The organism is Bacteroidota bacterium, from assembly GCA_016720935.1.
Taxonomy (GTDB): domain Bacteria; phylum Bacteroidota; class Bacteroidia; order AKYH767-A; family 2013-40CM-41-45; genus JADKJP01.
Window position 1 is genome coordinate 56,162 of record JADKJP010000005.1, and the last position, 20,859, is coordinate 77,020.

10 protein-coding genes are annotated in these 20,859 nt (G+C 39.1%); 6 read left to right on the plus strand and 4 right to left on the minus strand.

All coding sequences use genetic code 11. The features are described 5' to 3' along the window. The first annotated feature begins 1,408 nt into the window (after window positions 1-1,408). Together IPP86_06870 and IPP86_06875 are read left to right on the plus strand one after the other, a co-directional pair. Window positions 1,409-1,690 (plus strand): hypothetical protein, encoded by a 282-nt coding sequence (locus IPP86_06870; protein ID MBL0138238.1) that lies wholly within the window; start codon window positions 1,409-1,411, stop codon window positions 1,688-1,690. A 157-nt stretch (window positions 1,691-1,847) separates the two neighbouring features. Continuing rightward, window positions 1,848-7,919 (plus strand): metallophosphoesterase, encoded by a 6,072-nt coding sequence (locus IPP86_06875; GenBank protein MBL0138239.1) that lies wholly within the window; start codon window positions 1,848-1,850, stop codon window positions 7,917-7,919. 272 nt (window positions 7,920-8,191) lie between these two features. Here IPP86_06875 and IPP86_06880 read toward each other — a convergent pair whose 3' ends face one another. Together IPP86_06880 and IPP86_06885 are read right to left on the minus strand one after the other, a co-directional pair. Continuing rightward, the gene (locus IPP86_06880; protein ID MBL0138240.1) at window positions 8,192-9,052 is read right to left on the minus strand and encodes a T9SS type A sorting domain-containing protein; all 861 of its coding nucleotides are present in this window, start codon (window positions 9,050-9,052) and stop codon (window positions 8,192-8,194) included. Then, the gene (locus IPP86_06885) at window positions 8,994-9,389 is read right to left on the minus strand and encodes a hypothetical protein (GenBank protein MBL0138241.1); all 396 of its coding nucleotides are present in this window, start codon (window positions 9,387-9,389) and stop codon (window positions 8,994-8,996) included. The genes IPP86_06880 and IPP86_06885 overlap by 59 nt, the downstream gene beginning before the upstream one ends. 228 nt (window positions 9,390-9,617) lie before the next feature. Here IPP86_06885 and IPP86_06890 point away from each other — a divergent pair, with 228 nt between their 5' ends. Both IPP86_06890 and IPP86_06895 read left to right on the plus strand, forming a co-directional pair. After that, the gene (locus IPP86_06890; GenBank protein MBL0138242.1) at window positions 9,618-10,640 is read left to right on the plus strand and encodes a histidine kinase; all 1,023 of its coding nucleotides are present in this window, start codon (window positions 9,618-9,620) and stop codon (window positions 10,638-10,640) included. Continuing rightward, entirely contained in the window at window positions 10,637-11,374 is a 738-nt protein-coding gene (locus IPP86_06895) for a response regulator transcription factor (GenBank protein ID MBL0138243.1), read from the plus strand. The genes IPP86_06890 and IPP86_06895 overlap by 4 nt, the downstream gene beginning before the upstream one ends. A gap of 109 nt (window positions 11,375-11,483) precedes the next feature. Here the strand turns inward: IPP86_06895 and IPP86_06900 are convergent, their stop codons facing one another. Further along, on the minus strand, window positions 11,484-14,861 hold the full coding sequence (locus IPP86_06900) for a hypothetical protein (protein ID MBL0138244.1): 3,378 nt from the start codon (window positions 14,859-14,861) through the stop codon (window positions 11,484-11,486). A gap of 1,012 nt (window positions 14,862-15,873) precedes the next feature. Further along, window positions 15,874-16,488, minus strand: coding sequence for a nucleotidyl transferase AbiEii/AbiGii toxin family protein (locus IPP86_06905; GenBank protein ID MBL0138245.1), 615 nt, complete (start codon window positions 16,486-16,488; stop codon window positions 15,874-15,876). Between the two features lie 785 nt (window positions 16,489-17,273). Between IPP86_06905 and IPP86_06910 the strand changes: the two genes are divergently transcribed. Together IPP86_06910 and IPP86_06915 are read left to right on the plus strand one after the other, a co-directional pair. Next, window positions 17,274-18,212: an AAA family ATPase gene (locus tag IPP86_06910; protein ID MBL0138246.1), complete on the plus strand. Its 939-nt coding sequence runs from the start codon at window positions 17,274-17,276 to the stop codon at window positions 18,210-18,212. Between the two features lie 133 nt (window positions 18,213-18,345). Then, window positions 18,346-20,805 (plus strand): AAA family ATPase, encoded by a 2,460-nt coding sequence (locus IPP86_06915; GenBank protein ID MBL0138247.1) that lies wholly within the window; start codon window positions 18,346-18,348, stop codon window positions 20,803-20,805. Window positions 20,806-20,859: the final 54 nt, after the last annotated feature.

Consider the following 20,859-nt stretch of genomic DNA (forward strand, 5'->3'; position numbering starts at 1 on the left):
GTATGACCTGGATCCAAAATTTTTAGAATATTAGGTCAGCCGGAATTCTCAAAGAAATCGAATCAGAAGAAAGGCTTATCAAGACGATTCTTTGAATTGACAATATACAAATTTTACTTAATCGTGTTAGCAAACTTCCTAAAGTGAAAATAAAAATTTAAAAAATACTGCCCAATTATCTTGTTAACCTACAAATTAAAATTTACCCAACTTTTTTATGCCGTTTACCAAAAAACGAAACGGGTCGATCCCGGATGTTATTGATAATAAAAATTGTCAAAATGATTTAATATGTAAATACATGCGCTGAACAGGTTTACAGATCCAAATTTAAAATTCGGGAGGCGATAATGATCTCCATCAGGATTTGAAATGACCGAAAGCAAATTTTACTAAGAACTAATCAATGGATGTATTTCAAGCAGTTTTATTTCAAAACTCATATATTCTGAAACTAAATCAATTCGATGCAGGAAGTGATTCTTGTAATTTCTATACCGTTCAAATTCATCTAATTCTGTCGCATGTTAAACTGGTCGTTTTTCCCTATTGGTTCGGTCTTATCTTTCCTCAGATCAATTTCCGGGAATTATTCAAAAAAATCTTCGGAGTATTCCTCCAAAAATATTAAAACTGAATATGAAAAATCTTTTTAGCTGTATCGTATTGTTTCTATTCTCTATGCAATTCATCATGGGACAGGACACCCTTATGAAAAAAAAGAAAAAAAACATTCAATCTCCACATACTTTTACATCACCCATATCAAAACAACATTATGATTCACCTGATTTGGAAGTACAAACCTGCAAGGCTTGGCATGGACCTGACAGGAACGAACTGAATTTTCTGAGGACGAGTAATGATAATTCAAGGTTGTGCATGATCTGTCATAAAAGGTAAATTTAATTTTTAAAACAGTTTCCGGAATTTAAATTTCAGTATTCAAGCTTTTAAAATTTTGACTCCATTTATCAAGCAGAGCATTATTCCTAATGCCTGTACTCCATCTTGACTGATTTAAATTCTGGTTGAAGAATTACAATTACCAAGTTTTCCGGGCTGTTCGCCATAATTCAATCTCGCAAATGTCCAAATTTTTAATTTTTCAATATATTGCAAAAAAATAAATCTATCATCTTTAACACTTTCCAATTCTATTATCCTTTAAGAAAACCACGCAAAATCATCATCCTTCCTGTCAAAGGATCCGAAACTTAATTGTCTGATTTATTAATGACAATTAATATTCATTCAATTTCACTGAGTGAATTTCCAACTAAAATTACAGGTGCCAATTCCCTTGTAAGTACTCAGTTCCGGGTGTTCCACCTTGCCCCTTATACCTTAAACTAAAATTTCAAATAAAATCTCCATCATCCTACGATGGAATATTAAAAACAGAATAATGAAAAAAAAATTACTCCTGTTAGCTACTATAACTTTTCTAAGTAAAATCCTCCTTGCTCAATCTGTTTCATTGAATGGAACAAGTCAATATGTAAACCTTGGGAATGATCCATCAAATCACCTCAGTAATTTTACGCTGGAAGCCTGGATAAAAATTGAAGGAACAGGGATAACAACCAGCACTGGATCAGGAGGTGTTACCATTGTGCCTATACTTGCAAAAGGAAGAGCAGAAGCTGAGCTTCCTGCTGTAGATGTAAATTATTTTTTTAGGTTATGATCCTGCCACAAATAAACTTACAGCAGATTTTGAAGACAATGCAACTTCTGCGAATCATCCCGTTACAGGCAATGCCACACTCGGAACTTGCTGGACACACGTTGCTGCCACCTATGATGTAACTCTGCATACATGGAAATTGTACGTAAATGGCATTTTGGATAAAACACTTGATTTAGGAGCAAATTTTACTCCTCAATCTCTCAGTGACGTGTCTGCATCTGTTGGTACCGCCCTTACTTCTACTGGTGTCGCATCCGGATTTTTCTTAGGGCGAATTGATGAAGTACGGATTTGGAATGTTGTCAGAAGCGACGCCGAGATTCTTGCTAATTATAATATAGAACTTACTTCAGCATCAGGATTGATTTCACGTTGGGGTTTTAACGAAGGCACCGGATCTCTTTCATCAAATTCTGTTGGAGGAGGATCTTCCGCAAACTTAATAAGCAGTCCATCATGGGGCGCGGGATATAATCAGAATATGTTGAATGGTTCGTGCCTGGATTTCAACGGAACATCAAGCTATGTAACCTTTGGTGCATCGCCAACACTGAATGCTTCCGCTTTCACACTGGAAGCCTGGATCAATATTGAAGGTGCAGGTGTTACAACTACAACAAGCGGTGCCGGTGGTGGTGGACTCGAAGGAGTGAATGCGGTTGTCCCGATTGTTTCGAAAGGAAGAGGTGAAGGAGAAACTCCTTCGAATATTAATATGAATTATTTCCTTGGACTTGTAGGCAATAAACTTGCGGCAGATTTCGAAGAGGGAACTGGTCCAAATCATGCTGTTATTGGCAATGCTTCAATTCCTTCTAATACATGGACCCATGTGGCAGCCACCTATGAACCGGTTGCCTCAATATGGAAATTGTATATAAATGGTATTCTGGATAAAACACTCGACATTGGCACCAATATTTTCCCTGCCAATACCAGTATCCAGCACGCTGGTGTTGGTTCCGCGCTTACGTCTGCCGGTGTTGCGGCGGGATTTTTCAACGGTAAGATTGATGAGGTTCGCATCTGGAATGTTGAACGCAGCGGTTCACAAATTTCTTCCAATTATACAGTTGAACTCACAAACGGAACAGGTTTATTAGGACGTTGGGGATTTGACGATGCTGCTGCAGCGGGATTTTGCAATGGAGCTACTGCTACAAACAGTATTTCAGGAGGAGTGAATGGAACCATAATCGGCAGCCCAACCTGGGTACTTGGATCTTCAACAAGTTTTGCTCCCAACCAGCCTTCTGGTCCTTCACCTGCCGCTAATTCAAATTCAGGAACTACCAGTCCTACACTTTGTACAACAGTAAGCGATCCGAACGGCGGAAATCTGGAAGTCAGATTCTACGGAAGAAGTTTAACATCTACCGCCGATAAATTCACAATCATAGGCCTACCAGACACTCAATTTTATACTGAAGAACCGCAAGGACTAAATAGCGGAGGTGGTGGTCATAATGGAATTTTCAAAGCACAAACACAATGGATCGCTGATCACCGGCTGGACAGCAACATAGCATTTGTTGTTCAACTCGGAGATTGTGCTCAAAATGGTGACGCGAATTTAATCGAATGGATGCGGGCAGATACATCCATGAAGAATATCGAATTCCCCAACGTTCCGATTGTTGATGGAATTCCTTATGGTATTTGTGTTGGAAATCATGATCAGGGACCAATTGGAAATCCTGACGGAACCACTAATTACTACAATCAATATTTTGGTGTATCTCGATTTTCAGGAAGAGGGTATTATGGAGGTCATTACAATTCAAATAATGACAACCATTTCGAACTTTTTAATGCAGGTGGAATCGATTTTATTCACATCAGCATCGAATATTATGCAAATACTACTACCGCATCTCTGCAACCGGTACTCGATTGGGCAGACGCTCTTTTAAAAACGTATAGCAATAGAAAAGCAATCCTGTCAAGTCATAATATTTTGGGATCAGGTAACCCTGCAAGCTTCCAGGGTCCCGGCCAAAAGATTTATGATGATCTGAAAGACAACCCTAACCTGATCCTGATGCTTGCAGGACATGTCCCCGGTGAAGGTCGCCGAACAGATGTATTCAATGGAAATACTGTACATACTCTGATGTCCGATTATCAAAGCGGTTACACCAATGGAGGAAATGGATATTTGCGCATCATGCAATTTCTGCCCGATCAGAATCAACTTCGGGTGAAATCCTATTCTCCTTACAGTAATACATCATTCACCGGTTCATCAAGTGATTTCTCCCTCCCTGTTAACCTCACACAAGCATTCACATTGTTAGGTACAAATACAAACGTCAGTTCCGGATCTGTGAGTTGCATGCAGTGGCCATTGTTACAGTCTGGTCAATCGTATGAATGGTATGTTGAAATCAGCGATGGGCTTAACACAACCGTTGGTCCAATCTGGTCCTTCACGGCTACAGGAGGATCTGCTCCTGTTATCACAACAGAACCCATTGGTCAATCCGTATGCCCTGAAACTATTATTTCCTTTGTTTCTGCAGCAGGGGGAGATCCTGCATTAGCAGTTCAATGGCAAATCAGCACTGACAATGGCGCAAGCTGGTTGGATAGTGCAGGAGCGGTAAATCCGAATCTCTCATTTACTGCTCATGGCTCGGATGACGGAAAACTATATCGGGCCATCTGGAGCAATGCCTTCGGGACAGATACGAGCATCGCTGCTCAATTATCAATTGCAGAATTCACTACATCTACATCTGTCCTTTCTGCATGCGGAAGCATCCTCTGGAATGGCTCGACTTATTCTTCTTCCGGGATCTATACAAGTACAGGCTTGATGAATGCCGCGGGATGTGATTCAATCGCAATTCTCCAACTGACTATTAGTTCACCAACTTCCTCTGTCACATCTGTAACCGAATGCGAAAGCTATACCTGGAATGGAACCACGTATAATTCCTCAGGAACATATACTGCAACAGGTTTCATCAATAGTGCAGGTTGCGATTCTACGGCTACACTCATCCTGACCATTAACAACACGTCGTCGTCGTCCAATTCGGTTACTGCATGTGATCACTATACATGGAATGGAAATACGTACACTGCAACAGGAACATACATTGTCAATGGTTTCACAAATTCTGCCGGTTGTGATTCCAGTGCAGTTCTGGTACTCACGATTAATAACAATGGTTCTTCCTTAACTACATTGACAGCATGCGATTCGGTAACCTGGAATGGTGTTACCTATTTTACTTCAGGTACATATTCTTCTATCGGCTTAACGACCATTGCGGGTTGTGATTCAACGGCTTTGTTAAATCTCACCATCAACCACTGCGGCCCGTATTCAATAGCATTGAATTCAGCAACACAACAATATGCAAGCCTTGGAAACGATATTTCCTTACACCTGACGAATTTTACTTTGGAAGCGTGGATTAAAATTGAAGGAACAGGTGTAACTACCAGCACCGGATCCGGAGGCGTTACTGTTATTCCAATTCTTGCAAAAGGCAGAGCGGAAGCGGAACTGGCAAACGTAGATGTAAATTATTTTCTGGGTTACGATCCTGCCACCAATAAACTGACAGCGGATTTTGAGGACAATGCAACGTCCGCCAATCATCCTGTTACAGGCAATGTAACTCTGGGTACATGTTGGACACATGTAGCTGCAACCTATGATGTAAGCCTGCATACATGGAAACTTTATGTCAATGGAATCCTTGACAAAACACTTGACTTAGGAGCCAGTTTTACACCACAATCGCTTAGCAATGTAAATGCAAGTATCGGTTCAGCCTTGACTTCTACGGGAACGGCAGCAGGATTTTTTAATGGAAAAATTGATGAAGTAAGAATCTGGAATGTGGTCAGAAGTGATTCTCAAATTCTTGCCAGCTATAGCGCCGAAATGAACTCCGGCACCGGACTGGTTTCACGCTGGGGCTTTAATGAAGGTAGCGGAACGCAAGCATCGAATGCTATCCCAACTCGCCCTCCGGCTGTACTTGTAAATGGGGCAACCTGGGCAACCGGTTTTAACCAAAATACTTTATTTGGTTCTAATCTTGACTTTAATGGTACATCAAATTATGTGAGTTTCGGCGCAGCTCCTTCCCTGAATGCATCCGCCTTCACATTGGAAGCCTGGATAAATATTGAAGGAACCGGAGTAACCACCACTACCAGTGGTGCCGGTGGCGGTGGACTTGAAGGAACAAACGCTGTCGTTCCGATCGTGACCAAAGGAAGAGGTGAAGCGGAAACTCCTGCGAATATCAATATGAATTATTTCCTCGGATTGGTCGGAAATAAACTTGCCGCTGATTTCGAAGAAGGAATCGGACCAAATCATGCTGTTATCGGAAATGCAATAATTCCTTCGAATACCTGGACTCACGTGGCGGCCACATATGAGCCGGTTACCGCAGTCTGGAAATTATACATCAATGGTATTCTCGATAAAACTCTTGACATCGGTACCAATATTTTCCCGGCCAATACAAGTATACAACATGCTTGTGTCGGTTCCGCAATGACATCTACTGGTGTCGCGGCAGGTTTTTTCAACGGAAAAATTGATGAGGTGCGAATCTGGAACGTTGACCGAAGTCCAACACAGATTCTTTCAAACTATTCTCTTGAACTGAGCAATGGAACAGGACTCCTGGGAAGATGGGGATTCAATGAAGGCTGTGGTTTAACAGCAGGTAATTCAATCAGCGGAGGTGCTACCGGGACTTTGAGTAGCAGCACAGGGCCGATATGGGGTACCACTAATTTCCTCCTTCTTCCTTCAGTCAGCCTGGATCCCCTTGCACAAACAAAATGCGAGGGACAAACAGCCACATTTATTTCCTCCGCGACAGGATCTCCGACACCCGCTGTACAATGGCAACTTAGTACCGACAACGGTTCTTCATGGTCGAATATTTCAGGAGCGACAAGCGCATCCTTATCCTTTGTGGTTTCTGCATCCGATAACGGAAAACGTTACAGAGCTATCTGGAGTAATGTTTCAGGTCAGGACACAACTTCCGCTGCATTGCTATCGGTCAATGCAAGTACTTCATCCACGACCACATTAACTGCATGTGGAAGTTATGCGTGGAATGGTTTCACCTATACGAATTCAGGTATTTATTCTATATCCGGTTTTACCAATGCTGCAGGGTGCGATTCAACGGCACAATTGAACCTAACCATCAGCAATCTGAACATTTCAGAATCACATTCTGCCATCTCCTGCTTTGGAGGGAGTTCGTCTGTCACTATCAGTGCACAAGGAGGAACCGCTCCATACAACGGGACAGGAGTGTTTTCTCAAACCGCCGGCACGACAACCTATACAGTTACTGATGCCACGGGATGCACTGCCAGTATTGTTGTTACACTTCTTCAACCATCAGCACTTTCGATTTACTATAGTGTAGATTCTGTCACTAGCATTGGAGGAAGCGATGGTGGAATCAATGTAAATGTTTCAGGAGGTACGCCGGTTTATGAATACGAATGGAGCAATAGTAGCACAAGCCAAAATTTAACCGGCGTTCCTGTTGGAACTTATTCTCTGACAGTTACCGATGCGAATGGTTGTATGACAACTGAAACAATTCCTGTTGGAACAACAGCTAACGCTTCTATGACCGTTCACTTACATCTCTTTATTCAGGGATATTACAAGGGAAATCAGGAAATGCGGGCTCCATTGTTTAGCAGCGGTTTGAGTTCCGATCCAACGGCTTGCGATTCAATCACAATCGAATTCAGGAACAGCTCACCCGTTCATGGAATTGAATTCAGCTCCCGCACATTATTACATACAGACGGAAATTGCTCTGTTAATTTTCCCGGATCTTTCTCCGGTGGCCAGTATTTCATTGTTATCCGTCATCGTAACAGTCTGGAAACATGGAGTGCAGCTGCTCAACTATTACAACACAATGACACCGTTGAATTTGCCGATGTCATCACAAAGGCTTACGGAAATAATCTTGCAACGCTTGGAGATGGATTTTATGGTCTTTGGAGCGGAGATGTATCTGATGGAATATCCCCCGGATTACAAGATGGAATGATCGAAACATCGGACTATATTCTCATTGAAAATGCGTCGCAGATGTTTCTTACCGGGTATGTAACAGAAGATTTGACCGGAGATGTCCTCGTAGAATCTGCTGATTACAGTTTGGCGGAAAACAACATGCAAATACTGCTGATTGTAGCAAGACCATAATCGAAATGATTTTAATAAATTGAATCATCATTTCGACCATTATTAATTGCATAGACCAAAAAAATCACTGCAATATTATTTTGTATTGTTGATAGTGGCCATAAACGTTTGTTCACAATCCTGACACATCATTTCTTCATTTGACAGACCTGAAATTAATTCCGGAGATTCATCCCATTTTTTCAGGTTCATTTACTTTCATTCATCAAAAGCCGGACGGAATAATTCATGACAGTTCAAAAATTATTTCGGGGAAAATTAAGGACAACAGTCTAAAAGAGCATTACCTTACAGGAAGTAAATTCATTTCCGCATTTCACATTCACCAAATATACACCCCGGGGAATTTCATCACAATTAATGAACATTCGTTGTGTACCTTTTCCTGACTGCATACTCTCCACCGTTTTGATTACTCTTCCTTGAACATCCATTAGTTCTGCACGCGTTGATTCATTCCAATCATTTTTGAACTCAACGACAATTTTTCCTGATATTTGATACGCTCGAACTGAGTTAGGATTTTTTAGTGGGCTATTAATGCTCGTTGATATATCCAACATATACATATCTCTATAAAACGTATTGAAATTCCACCCGGTTGTCAGATAAATATTATCTACAAAAGCGAAACCGGCCGCCCATGCTCTTCCGCCAGGACTGAAAACCGGCAAAGTATCCCAGGAGTCATTGGCAGGGTCATACTGGTACACATCATCAAAAACAGTTGCGAATCCTGCCTGACCGAGAGCGACGTATCCATAATCAGCAGAGGCAAACGAAACAGCACATTGCCTTGGATTCCCCGGTAAGGAAGATCTTTGGCTCCAGCTGTTGGCAAGTGTATCGAATTCCCATAAGTCATTCATTTCAGTCAATTGATTCCCTCCTCCTACATATCCTTTCCCGTGAACAGCGAACGCGTATGGCCACATTCTGTATCCTCCCTGAAATGTTGGCATGGCTGTCCAATCATCTGTATTTGGATCATATCTGTAAAAGTCAGAGTAAACAAAAGAGCTGTCATCTCCACATCCGACATAACCTTTGTTCCCCAGAGAAAAAGCAAAACCATCAGCTCGCTTTCCTGTAGGGAAATCTTTTTTGTGTCCATAAATCGAGTTGTGGATCATATTCCCAGAGAGAATTGTAGTACGAGAAATTCTGACTGTTCCCACCACACAAATATCCTTTCCCATTACAAACGAATCCCATTCCAAACATGGTGACTCCTTGTGGTATAGGAGCTTTTGATGTCCAAAGCTCATTCACCGGTTCATATTCCAGAAGATCATTGTGCCCATTTCCACCAACAATGTAGACCTTCGAACCTATCACCCAGGTAACCGCACCATCGCGGATGGCAAGATTTCCGGGAAGGGAACTCTTTTGTACCCATTGAGAGTACGCTTGAATGTGCATTCCGAGAATGAATAAAATAACAAGGGAGATTTTTTTAAAGAGACGCATGGCTATAATTTTTCTATAAAAAAAAGGAACATCAGAATGCTTGTCAAACATATTACACAAGAGGCGCTAAACACCCGATATAAAATTGAAAAGACCCCAATTCCCTTCATATTGATAAATCTCGCCTGTCGTCATGTATAACTCCCATTTCATCCAACATGAACCGCTTCTCGTGTAAATGACTTTCTCATGACGGTCAATCCTGCTATTATTGTGTAAAGTATCGTCGTGAAAATCTTCAAAGTATTTTCTTCTTCCGCGTATTTTTTGATCATCATTGCTTATCGCTGGGCCTATTCTACCGATGGGAAATTTGGCACAACACTTTTACTGGCAGTGGTGGATATGATCTGCGTTATTTCAGCATGCCTTATTATTAATCGCTTACTTGTACCCCGGTTACTTTTCAGGAAGTACTACTTTTCATTTACTTTTCTCTTCCTTTTCATAATCATTCTTTTTAGTCGGATATTTCAGTTTGCCGACTGGCAAATTCACATGCTTAGGGGAACAATGACGCCTCGACTTGAGGAACTCTCATCAAAATTTTCATATCAGATCTTCAATTCCTACATCATCATGGTGATCGGGACAGTTTTTGGTTTTACCATTGAAATGCTGACCAGACGAGTTGAATCTGAAAAACTGTTTGAACAATTACTCAAAGAAAAGACCGAAGCGGAACTTAATTTCTTAAAAGCGCAGATCAATCCTCATTTTCTTTTCAATTCGATCAATACAATATTCTTTCAGATTGAAAAGGAAAATAAAAATGCCAGATACAGTCTTTTGAAATTTTCAGAAATGTTGCGTTACCAGTTGTATGATTGCCGTGCCCGGGAAATTTCAATAGAGAAAGAAATCAATTATCTGAAAAGTTATGTCGAATTACAGAAATTACGAAAAGAAGAGAATTTTAAAATCTCTTTTGAATGCTCTGAATCAGTAAGAGAATTCAAAATTGCACCTTTGCTCCTCATCTCCTTTGTAGAAAACGCATTCAAACACGTAAGCAATTTTCATGAAAAAGAAAATGCGATTCGGATTTATCTTGATAAGAACGAGAACGTGTTTCAGTTTCAGGTTTATAATACAAGCGAAAGTAATAAAGGAAACCCTGATTACAAAGACGGAGGAATTGGTCTGAACAATGTGAAACGTCGAATGGAACTCATCTACAACGGCAACCATGACCTGAATATCCGTAAAGAGCAGAATTCATTTGAAGTCAATTTAAAAATACAGCTATGAACCCACTCAAATGCTTCATCATTGACGACGAACCTCTGGCAAGAAAAGGCATTGAGGAGTACGTGAATGAAATAGATTTTCTGACCTTAAGTGGTAAAGCGGAAAACCCGGTGAAAGCCTTCAGTTTTCTGTGCGAACACAAAGTCGATCTGATTTTCCTGGATATTCAAATGCCAAAGATGAGCGGAATAGATTTTATCAGAAACATGAAAAACCCTCCGATGGTAATTATCACAACCGCTTTTCCGGAATACGCGATTGAAAGTTATGAATTGGATATTCTTGACTATCTTCTGAAGCCTGTTCCTCTCGACAGATTTATCAAAGCCTGCAACAAAGCATACGACTACTATCTGTTGAAAAAACTATTGCCGGAAAATTCAGGGTTAAGTAAACCAAATGCCCAAGACAATCATTTCTATATAAAAAACGGGAACAAGTTTGATAAAATTTGTTTTGATCAGGTGCTTTACATTGAAGCAATGGAAAACTATGTATTGATTGAAACAAAAGAAAAGAAATATATCACTTATCTCACATTCAAAGGAATTGAAGCATCATTACCGCCGGATTTATTTGTCAAAGTTCACAAGTCCTATCTTGTTGCTTTGCATGCAATCGAAAGTATAAATGGAAATGAAATCAATGTCAGCAACAAACAAATTCCTATTAGTAGAAATTTTCGGGAACAGGCATTAAATAAAATTTTAGGAAAGAAATTGATAAAACGCTAATGAATAGTGCATTGAATTCTATTGCAAAAAAATGATTGACAATAAAACATTACGAGACAAATCCGGTATGTTGATTTGTAGCTTCAGAATATCTGAAAGAGAATTAAGCTTACTTTTCAGCCTTCACATCCATTCCCAGCTGGGCTTTTATGGAAGCGATGTCTGACTTAAACAAACTATTCTCGGCATGTAATTTTTCGTTTTCTGCTTGCAGAATTACAATTTGCCTGGCTAGCTCCTGAGTTGCAGAAACATTCAACATGGCAATTGCGTCATAGTCAACAGTACGGAAGTCACTCACTTCTTTTCCATAAATAAATGCCTGAGAAACATTCTCCTTGGCATCGAGTTCGAAAGATTCTTCTGAAAGAACAGCAGAGACTTGATTGTAATGGGTAGTTCCGGTAGGGTCAATCCATTTAACCTGGTCGCCTTTAACTAAATCGTGAGGCTTTGCCATTGTAACTTGTAAATTCCCATTAACATTTGTGAGTGATTTCGCAAGAGCGTAAATGTTCGGTATATGTGTTTTAATTGTATTTACTGCATTTGGAAAAACTTTTTCCACTTCTTGAGCAATAACTTTTTTCTGAATTTTATTCCCAAGAGTAATCGTATCAATGAATAAATAATCAGTAATCTTTATTTGGTTAAGTGTAATTAAATCTAGAGCCGAATTACTTCTTCCTGCTACATTCTTAAAACGCATATCCGAAAGTGTAGGTGTTCCATTGGTAGCAATAAAACTTTGAGTGGTGATAACATTTCCTTCAAAGATTGCCGTGGCAAGTCCACCGGTCCATGGCGTGAGAGTCGTCATCACAGCATGGTAATCAAAAAATCCAATATTAATATTATTGATAGTACCATTATTTCCAACCACATGCAATCGTGCTTTGGGTACAGTTGTTCCAATGCCAACCAGATTTCCTTTTACAATCAAGGCAGAAGCTCCTGTTCCTGTAGCAAGAATTAATTTCTGTGTACTGGATTCGGCGCGGAGAATCACATCACCTGCGACTGCATCAGGAGAAAACTGAGCATTTCCTGAAGCAAGAGCAAGTCTACCCTCAGTGCTGGTACGGCCCATTGAATAACACGTATTCGCACTTGCTGACCCACTTAAAATACGTATGGCTTCATCATTTGCATTAATTACTTCCAATTGTTTAGCAGGCGTCTCGTTGTTAATACCTACAAAACCTGCAGAGCTAATTGTCATTCGATTATTCGCATTTGCAGCAATTGGAGAAATGCTTCTCAAATGAAAATCCTGAGCATCATTAAAGTTCACATAATTGGGACCTGTAGTTCGTTGTAAATTGAGATTTGCATTGTTACCGTTAGCTCTTACTTCACCCGCCACTTCCAATTTTGATCCTGAATTTAGGACTGAGGTTCCAATTCCAACACTTCCCTCAATAATAACTCCGTTTACCGGTGCCGAAACTGACCCTGAATAACTCACGCCAATCGCGACAGATCCATCAACATCGAGCTTTGACAAAGGGTTTGTTGTTCCAATTCCAACAGAGCCTTCTATTATAGCTCCATTTGTTGGTGCCGGGATCAATCCTGAATAGGATGTCCCGATACTCACTGATCCTTCTACATCCAGTTTGGACACAGGAGAAACAGTACCTATTCCGACTGTTCCTTCAATAAGGGCTCCATTGTTTGGAGCCATAAACAAACCGGCATAATTTGAACCAATTGTTGTTCCTCCTTTAATATCCAGTTTTGAAACCGGAGAAGTTGTTCCGATTCCTACACTTCCGCCAATAGCATTATATAACAGATTATTGTTGGCGACCCACCTGCCATCTGATGAAGAATTATTAGATGCAGTTGTACTGGTACTCAATTGAATTCCGGTAACATTATCATCTAACCATTCCCAAAAGTCTGTTTTTAATACACTTGAACTCCCAAGTCCTATATAACCTTTGTTTCCAATTGCAAATCCAATTCCCAATTGCCTTGTCCCTCCCCCAACATTCGCGCGTTGTAGCCAGGAATTTGTAGCCTGATTGTATTCCCAAAAATCTTGAAATACTGTTGGTAGGCTGGGACCAGATCCCGTTCCAATGTATCCCCTTGAACCAATTGAAAATCCTACTGCATAAGTTCTTGCAACACCACTAAAGCTTGTCTTTTGAACCCATGCATTTGCAGCCTGATCAAATTCCCAAAAATCATTTAAATAAGTTGCACCAAATCCTCCTGTTCCCAAATATCCTTTTGTACCAATGGAAAATCCAACCGCACCGGTTCTTGCGACACCTCCAAAATTGTTTTTTTGAGTCCAGATATTTGAAGAAGGATCATATTCCCAAAAATCGTTCGTATAGATGGTTGATGTAACTCCCGTTCCAATATATCCCTTCGAGCCAATAGAAAAACCAACCGCACCGGTTCTTGCGACACCCCCAAAATTGGTTTTTTGAGTCCAGATATTTGAAGAAGGATCATATTCCCAAAAATCATTAAAATATACATTAAGACTATTCGCTCCGGTACCCACGTATCCTTTACTGCCTATTGAAAAACCACACGCATTATCCCTAGCACCTCCACCAAAGTTTGCTTTTTGTGTCCATGCATTTGTCGTTGGATCATACTCCCAAAAATCAGAAAAGGCAATACTCTGATCATTTCCAAGCCCGACATATCCCTTTGTTCCGATAGAAAACCCAATTCCACTTTGCCTTCCTGCTCCGGAAAAATTTGATTTTTGAGTCCAACTGTTCGTAGTTGGATGCGCAGGATCTGTTGCAACTCCTGTTACTTTCAATCCGCATGTCTTGATCCAATTTGAGCCATCATACATATCAATACACTGATCATCTGTATTAAAAATTTGCAGCCCCACCGCAGGCGAAACGATCGCATTGCGCTGTGTAGTACTCATACGCGGTATCAACAACCCTTTTGAAGTAGAGCTGATATCCAACAATGCAGACGCATTCGGATTCGTAGTTCCTATTCCAAGATTCGTTGCTTTATTTGTCAATGTACTATCTACAATCCAGGCCGTTCCATTCCATCGCAAAGTATTTCCATTGCTTATTCCACTCGTCAGGTCACTGCTTTTGCCTGCTAACAATGCGTATGGAACACTCATCATTTGAGTTGTACCCATATTGATATAGTTTGTTCCACCGCTAACATCCATTTCAACTTGTAAAAATTTTGCGGATGTAGCCCAATTCACTGAACTTATAGTGCCAGTGAGCGGAGTCCCTTGTCCAAAGTTCACACTGAACAAGCCAAGTGCATTCGTAGTGGTGCTATGAAATTCTTTATAACTAATGCTTCCTCCGGCAGACCCTTCGTGCAAACTGAAACGAAGCGAAATCGCCTGATTGCTGATCAGGTTGCCGGAATTATCCCTGGCAACAGCCTGATAAGGAATAGCAAGTGGCGCCTGGCTGTAAGACAATTCAAAACTTAACAGGCAGATGAAAATAATTAGATGTGCTTTCATGGTTATATGGTTTGTAGTTTGAATGCGTTGAAGAAAATTCTAATAAAAATCAAAACGAAGTATCATCAAAAGGATTATTAAGAACAATGTATAAATTAAATGTTTTCATCCAAAATTTTATTAAAATTTCATTGCTTATATAATTTGGACTGTTTCAGAAATTTGTGACGGAAATTGAAATAATGATTTCTGAATGGACATCACTAGTTTCCGATTAGTTTAAGCTAAGTTCCAATTGGTTATAAATTTGTTCTTTAACATTTTGATTGACAAGGTCTGAAAGTAGTTGATTTAACTGGGTTTTATCTAAAAGTGAGACCCTAAAATCTGTAAAATTTCGTAATATCTACGATTTAGCTTAAGTCGACTTCTGATAATTGCAATCAAGTATAAGTGATAATGGCAATATAGATTTGTGTCTTCACGGCATTTGAGGAAGTCCCCAAAAGGATTTCATTTTTAAATGCTGCTTAATCCATTTGAAGAATAATTCGATTATCCATCTGTATTTATATAGCGGAAAAGCAGAAAATCCGATGAAAGCTCTTCCGGTTATTTCTCAAAACAAAGTCGATTTAATTTTTCTCGACGCACTCTTGACAAGAATATTATAATACTTAGCTAGATATTCTAATGCCACGAATACACGAATATTAAATGAAATAACAGTTAGCAACAAACAAATTCCTATTAGTAGAAATTTCAGGGAACAGGCGATGCAGAAAATTTTAGGGAAAGCTTTGGTTGAATCATCGGATTATGGTCTTATCGAAAACAATTTAGCTTTGTTGCTGATTTTATCAAGGCCTTAATATGCTTTCATTCTCACCGAAATTCTTTTCCTTCAAAATTATTTATAAAAAATAGGAGTCTCCAGTAACCTCTGATTCACGTGTTAATCATAAACAAGGCGTCTGTTCAATGAACAGGCGCCTTCCGAGATTTCCTTCGGTTTTCAGGAACCAATATTGACCACAGTTTTCTTAGCCTTGTGCATTTGTTTGCATTTAGGCTATATGCTATATTTTCTTACTTCCTCATTAAGCTTCACTTTTACATATTGCCAACTTGTAGAATTCGTGGAAACAGGATCAGGTTCTTTTTCAGCATCTTCAAAATAGACAAGACTTTTTAGTACTACCATCTGAGAAGAGAAATCGTATTTTTCTGAATGAAAAGAGAGCAGTTGTTTCAGGGAATAATGTTTGAGCAATTCGCAAACGTCGAAAAAGTCTTTCTTTGACCCACGGTTCACTGTACTGTTCAGTTTCATAGCAGCAATGTCCTCAACGGAAGCAAGTTTTATTCCATCAATAAACAAAATAGGTCTAATTAATGGATAGTTATGCCTGATGAAATCTGTTTTTACTGAATCAATATCGAGAGTCAGTGAATTAGCAGCCTGAGCTAAAAGAGATATTGAGTGCTTTTCTTGTATTTTTTCAATAAAACCAGAGGTGTCAAATTCCTTTGAAGTAAAAAAATCAAGGTCAACGGAAATTCTATGCCCTAAATGTAGCGCTAGTGCAGTGCCTCCTACCAGATAAAATTTTTCCAGCAGCGAAAGGTCCTGAAGTTCCGTTAATAATTCCAATGCTTTGGGACTGACGGCTGAAAGGAAAAGCATCGGTATTTTTCTTTAGGGATATTCAGAATTAGACTAAAATAATTCAATGTTTTTGGATCCAGAGATCGTGCACTTAAAAGTTCTGATTGTATCTTATCTATTCCATACACTTTCTTTAAAAGAAGCCAATCTTCCCATGTACCCAACATACATACGCGCACAATAATATAACCGGCATGAGTGGTTTCAGAAAGGGAATTAATATCAGTATCCCAGAAAAGTGTAGGAGTGAATTGAGCAATCATAATTACGAAGATACATCTTTTCAATCAATAATTGCAAGACGAACATTCTCGCCCCGCATTAAATAAATCAAATACCCTTCTGTGCAAATTTGGAAACCAAAAGATTCAATTTCTCCTAACTGATCTTTCGAAATATATCTATTGAAACCAGGAAGATGAAATTTTGAACGCGAAAAAATAACAGCGTCCATTGATCTTTGAATTGTCCTTACAATAAACTTCTCCCCAACCTTAGCCCATCTGGTTTAGTATAACATCCCGCATATATTGGTTGTATCGCATAAACTCTCATTTTACTTTTGCACAATTACATATCGCATTTCAGAAAACAACAATTCAAACATTAATTCCACTTCCAACATAATTTTCAAAATGGAAAATGAAACAATTGAAATAATAAAAAAGTTATCTGCGAGAGAAGAAACTGCTCTGAGTCTGAAACATACAACTCCCTTGATTTTTGACAGTGTCAGGCAATACTTGAACGTTTACCATGTATTTCTGTCTTATTTTCAACAAATTCCCAGCAGAATCAGTATCATGCATAGCTCAGTCGATAAAGTAATTAAACGTATTGAAACTGAATTTGAGACTGAAATATTAGAAAAACATTATATAAAGTATTCGCTTCCGGAAAAATTCAAATATAAATATACAAACGTTGTCTTTATTCTTGCAGATCAGGTAATCATTGAAATTGAACTGACGGGTGAAATTAAAATTTTCTTTAGTTCAAAATCGGAAGAAAAAGCGAAGTTTTATGAAAAATGTTTTTTCGAAAAAAGAAAAAGACGAAGTCAGCAAAACATCAACCTGCTTTCGTCAGGACATTACGGACATGAATTACTTCCAATCGTAGTAAAAAAACCAAAATTAAATTTATCTTTAAATTACAATGACGATCTGGCTCAGGTGCATTCATTATTGTTAGACACCCTTTCGAAAAAAGATCAATCCGGACTTGTGCTTTTGCACGGAGAGCCGGGAACCGGTAAATCAACTTACATCCGATTCCTGATTAACCTCTTCAAAAAACAAATTATTTTTCTTCCCCCTTCAATTGCCGGAGAACTGGATTCACCTTCAATGACCCGAATTCTTACTGAAAATCCAAATTCCATTTTTATAATTGAGGACGCAGAACAATTGATAAAATCAAGAGAAACTACTGTGAATTCGAATATCTCTATGCTGTTAAATCTAACAGATGGCATTTTGGGTGAATGTCTTGGAACTATTGTTATTTGCACATTCAATACGGATCTAAAAAATATAGACGAAGCGTTGTTAAGGAAAGGGCGACTCATTGCGTCCTACAAATTTGAAGGATTAAGCTTACACAAAAGTCAGCTGCTCAAAGAACATCTGGGCTTAAGTGAACTGGAGCTGAATGAAACAATGTTACTATCAGATTTTTATCACACCAAAGAAAACCAGTTCGGGAATTCATCCACAAAACGAACAGAAATTGGATTTTAAAGAAATAAACTCCTCCAATGCAGAATTGATAATACCATGTGATTCAAGGGCAGGAAGAATTTTTAGACACTAAAGCGATTTGCCAGAATTACTGCATCCAAATCATTTATCTTTACCCGACACTTCAGAATGAATGAACCCAATAAAAACCGAGGCATTTGAACTTGCTTTAAAATTCGTTAACGAAACAAACGTTAACATCTTCCTTACAGGAAAAGCAGGAACAGGAAAGACGACATTTCTAAAATACCTCAAGGATAATCCGGTAAAGAATATGGCTGTTGCAGCACCAACCGGAGTAGCTGCGATCAATGCAGGCGGACTTACATTGCATTCATTATTCCAATTGCCTTTTAGTCCTTTTATTCCGGCAACGAATGAAACTCCCTTCGGTGTTGACAAGAAATCGCTTTTATCAAGAGTACGTTTTAATTCTGAAAAAATAAATTTACTCAATGCATTGGAATTGCTGGTGATCGATGAAGCAAGTATGGTTGCTGCACATACAGTCGATGCTATTGATACGCTCCTTCGTGCTGTCCGACACAAACAAGCTCCATTCGGTGGCGTTCAGGTCCTTTTCATCGGTGATCTCTACCAATTACAACCGGTAGTGAAAGAGGATGAGTGGCACATACTGAAAAATTATTATTCTTCAAATTTTTTCTTTGACAGCCATGTGCTAAGAGATAACATCCCGGTGATGGTTGAATTGAAAACTATTTTCCGTCAAAAAGATGAAAGCTTTATCAATATACTAAATGGTTTACGGGAAAATATTCTTACCAAAGAACATCTTGAGCTATTAAACAAACGGCTGAAACCGAATTTTATTTCTCAAGATGGTGATGGGTACATTACACTCACTACTCACAATGCAAATGCGAATAAAATTAATGAAGTAAAACTAAACCGACTCAGTTCCGCATCTTTTAAGTTCAAAGCTGCTGTCGAAGGTGATTTTCCAGAACACATTAACCCTGCAGAAAAAGAACTTGTTCTAAAAAAGGGTGCACAGGTGATGTTTATCAAAAATGACCTGGAAGGAAAAAGATTTTACAATGGGAAGATTGGGATTGTCTCTGAGATTTCAGATGATGAAATTGTGGTTCAATGCGATGATGTCAAAATTGTTGTTGGCGAACATATCTGGGAAAATCTTTCGTATACCGTTGATCCGATCACAAAAGAAATGAAGGAAACGATATTGGGAACTTTTACCCAGTATCCACTTCGCCTGGCCTGGGCAATAACCATTCACAAAAGTCAGGGTCTCACCTTCGACAAAGTTGTAATCGATTCAGAAAATGCATTTGCGAATGGACAGGTATATGTTGCATTAAGCCGGGCAACAACACTGGAAGGATTGATTCTCACAAGTCCCCTGAACGACCGTTTTCTTGGTCCGCATGCGAATTTGAAATTCTGGCAGGAAACCAAACACGACGAGAAATCTCTTCCGATGGTTTTTGAGAAAGCCCGTCAGGATTACATGAGACAAATGTTATTCAATGTATTTTCATTTGATCATTTGAATTTCCCGCTTGAAAAATTCAAAAAGGAAATGGAAGAGTATAAGAAATTTCCGGGAAATCGAAATTGGCTGGATACTGTATCAACAAAATACCTGAATATAAATGGTACTGCTGATAAATTCAGGCAACAATTACAAAGCCTCTGGAATGAAAATCCGAATCCTGATTTAAATGAAAAATTAAATACGAGAATCGCTGAGGCAGCTGTATATTTTTCCACACAATGGACGGAATGGAAACAACTTATCCTTGATCATCCTTTAAAAATCAGTACAAGAAAAGAATCACGATTAATTGATAAACTGTTGCAGGAAATTCATGAACATTTGATACATAGTCTTATCAAAATAGAACTATGTAAAAAAGGGTTTCATTCAAACGAATTGGCAACATGGAAAAAATTAATTCCCGAGAGTCTTGTACAACCAAAAAGTTCATTCCTGCCAAATGAAAAGGAAAAAACCGCCGAACAGCGTTCCGGTTTGTATGAATTGATCGAAGCTTACCGAAATAAAATTGCAGAAGAAACCGATGTGTTGGCTTACATGATATTCAGTAATCAGGCTATTAAAAACTGTTGTAAGAACTTGCCGGGCGACAAAGCTTCACTCCTGAATATCGTTGGTTTTGGGAAACACAAAGTAAAGGAATATGGTGACGAAGTTCTCCGTATCATACACGATTATTGTGTAGACAACAATATTCCCTTAAACTTCAGTGCTGAAAAATCAAAAAGTAAGGGACTAAATAAATCCACGCTTCTCTCTCCTACTGTGAAAGAAACCATTGAGCTTTTCAACTCCGGTAAAAAACTATCGGAAATTTGCACTCACCGAAATCTTGCAGAATCTACAATTGAAGGACATCTGGCAATTGCAATAAAAAACAAGCTTATCAACATCGAACAATTGTTGAAGAAGAGTGAAATTGAATCTATTTCAGAGTTTTTCCCGGATGGTACGTTGGAACTAAAAGCCGCACGTATGAAATCGGATGGCAAAGTGCCTTTTGGTAAGTTGAGATTGGTTCAGGCCTGGTTGATGGCGAATAAAAAATAAATTTGGAGATCCTTCGTGGTGGATATTTTTATTAAAAACTTAGCGTGTTGTGGT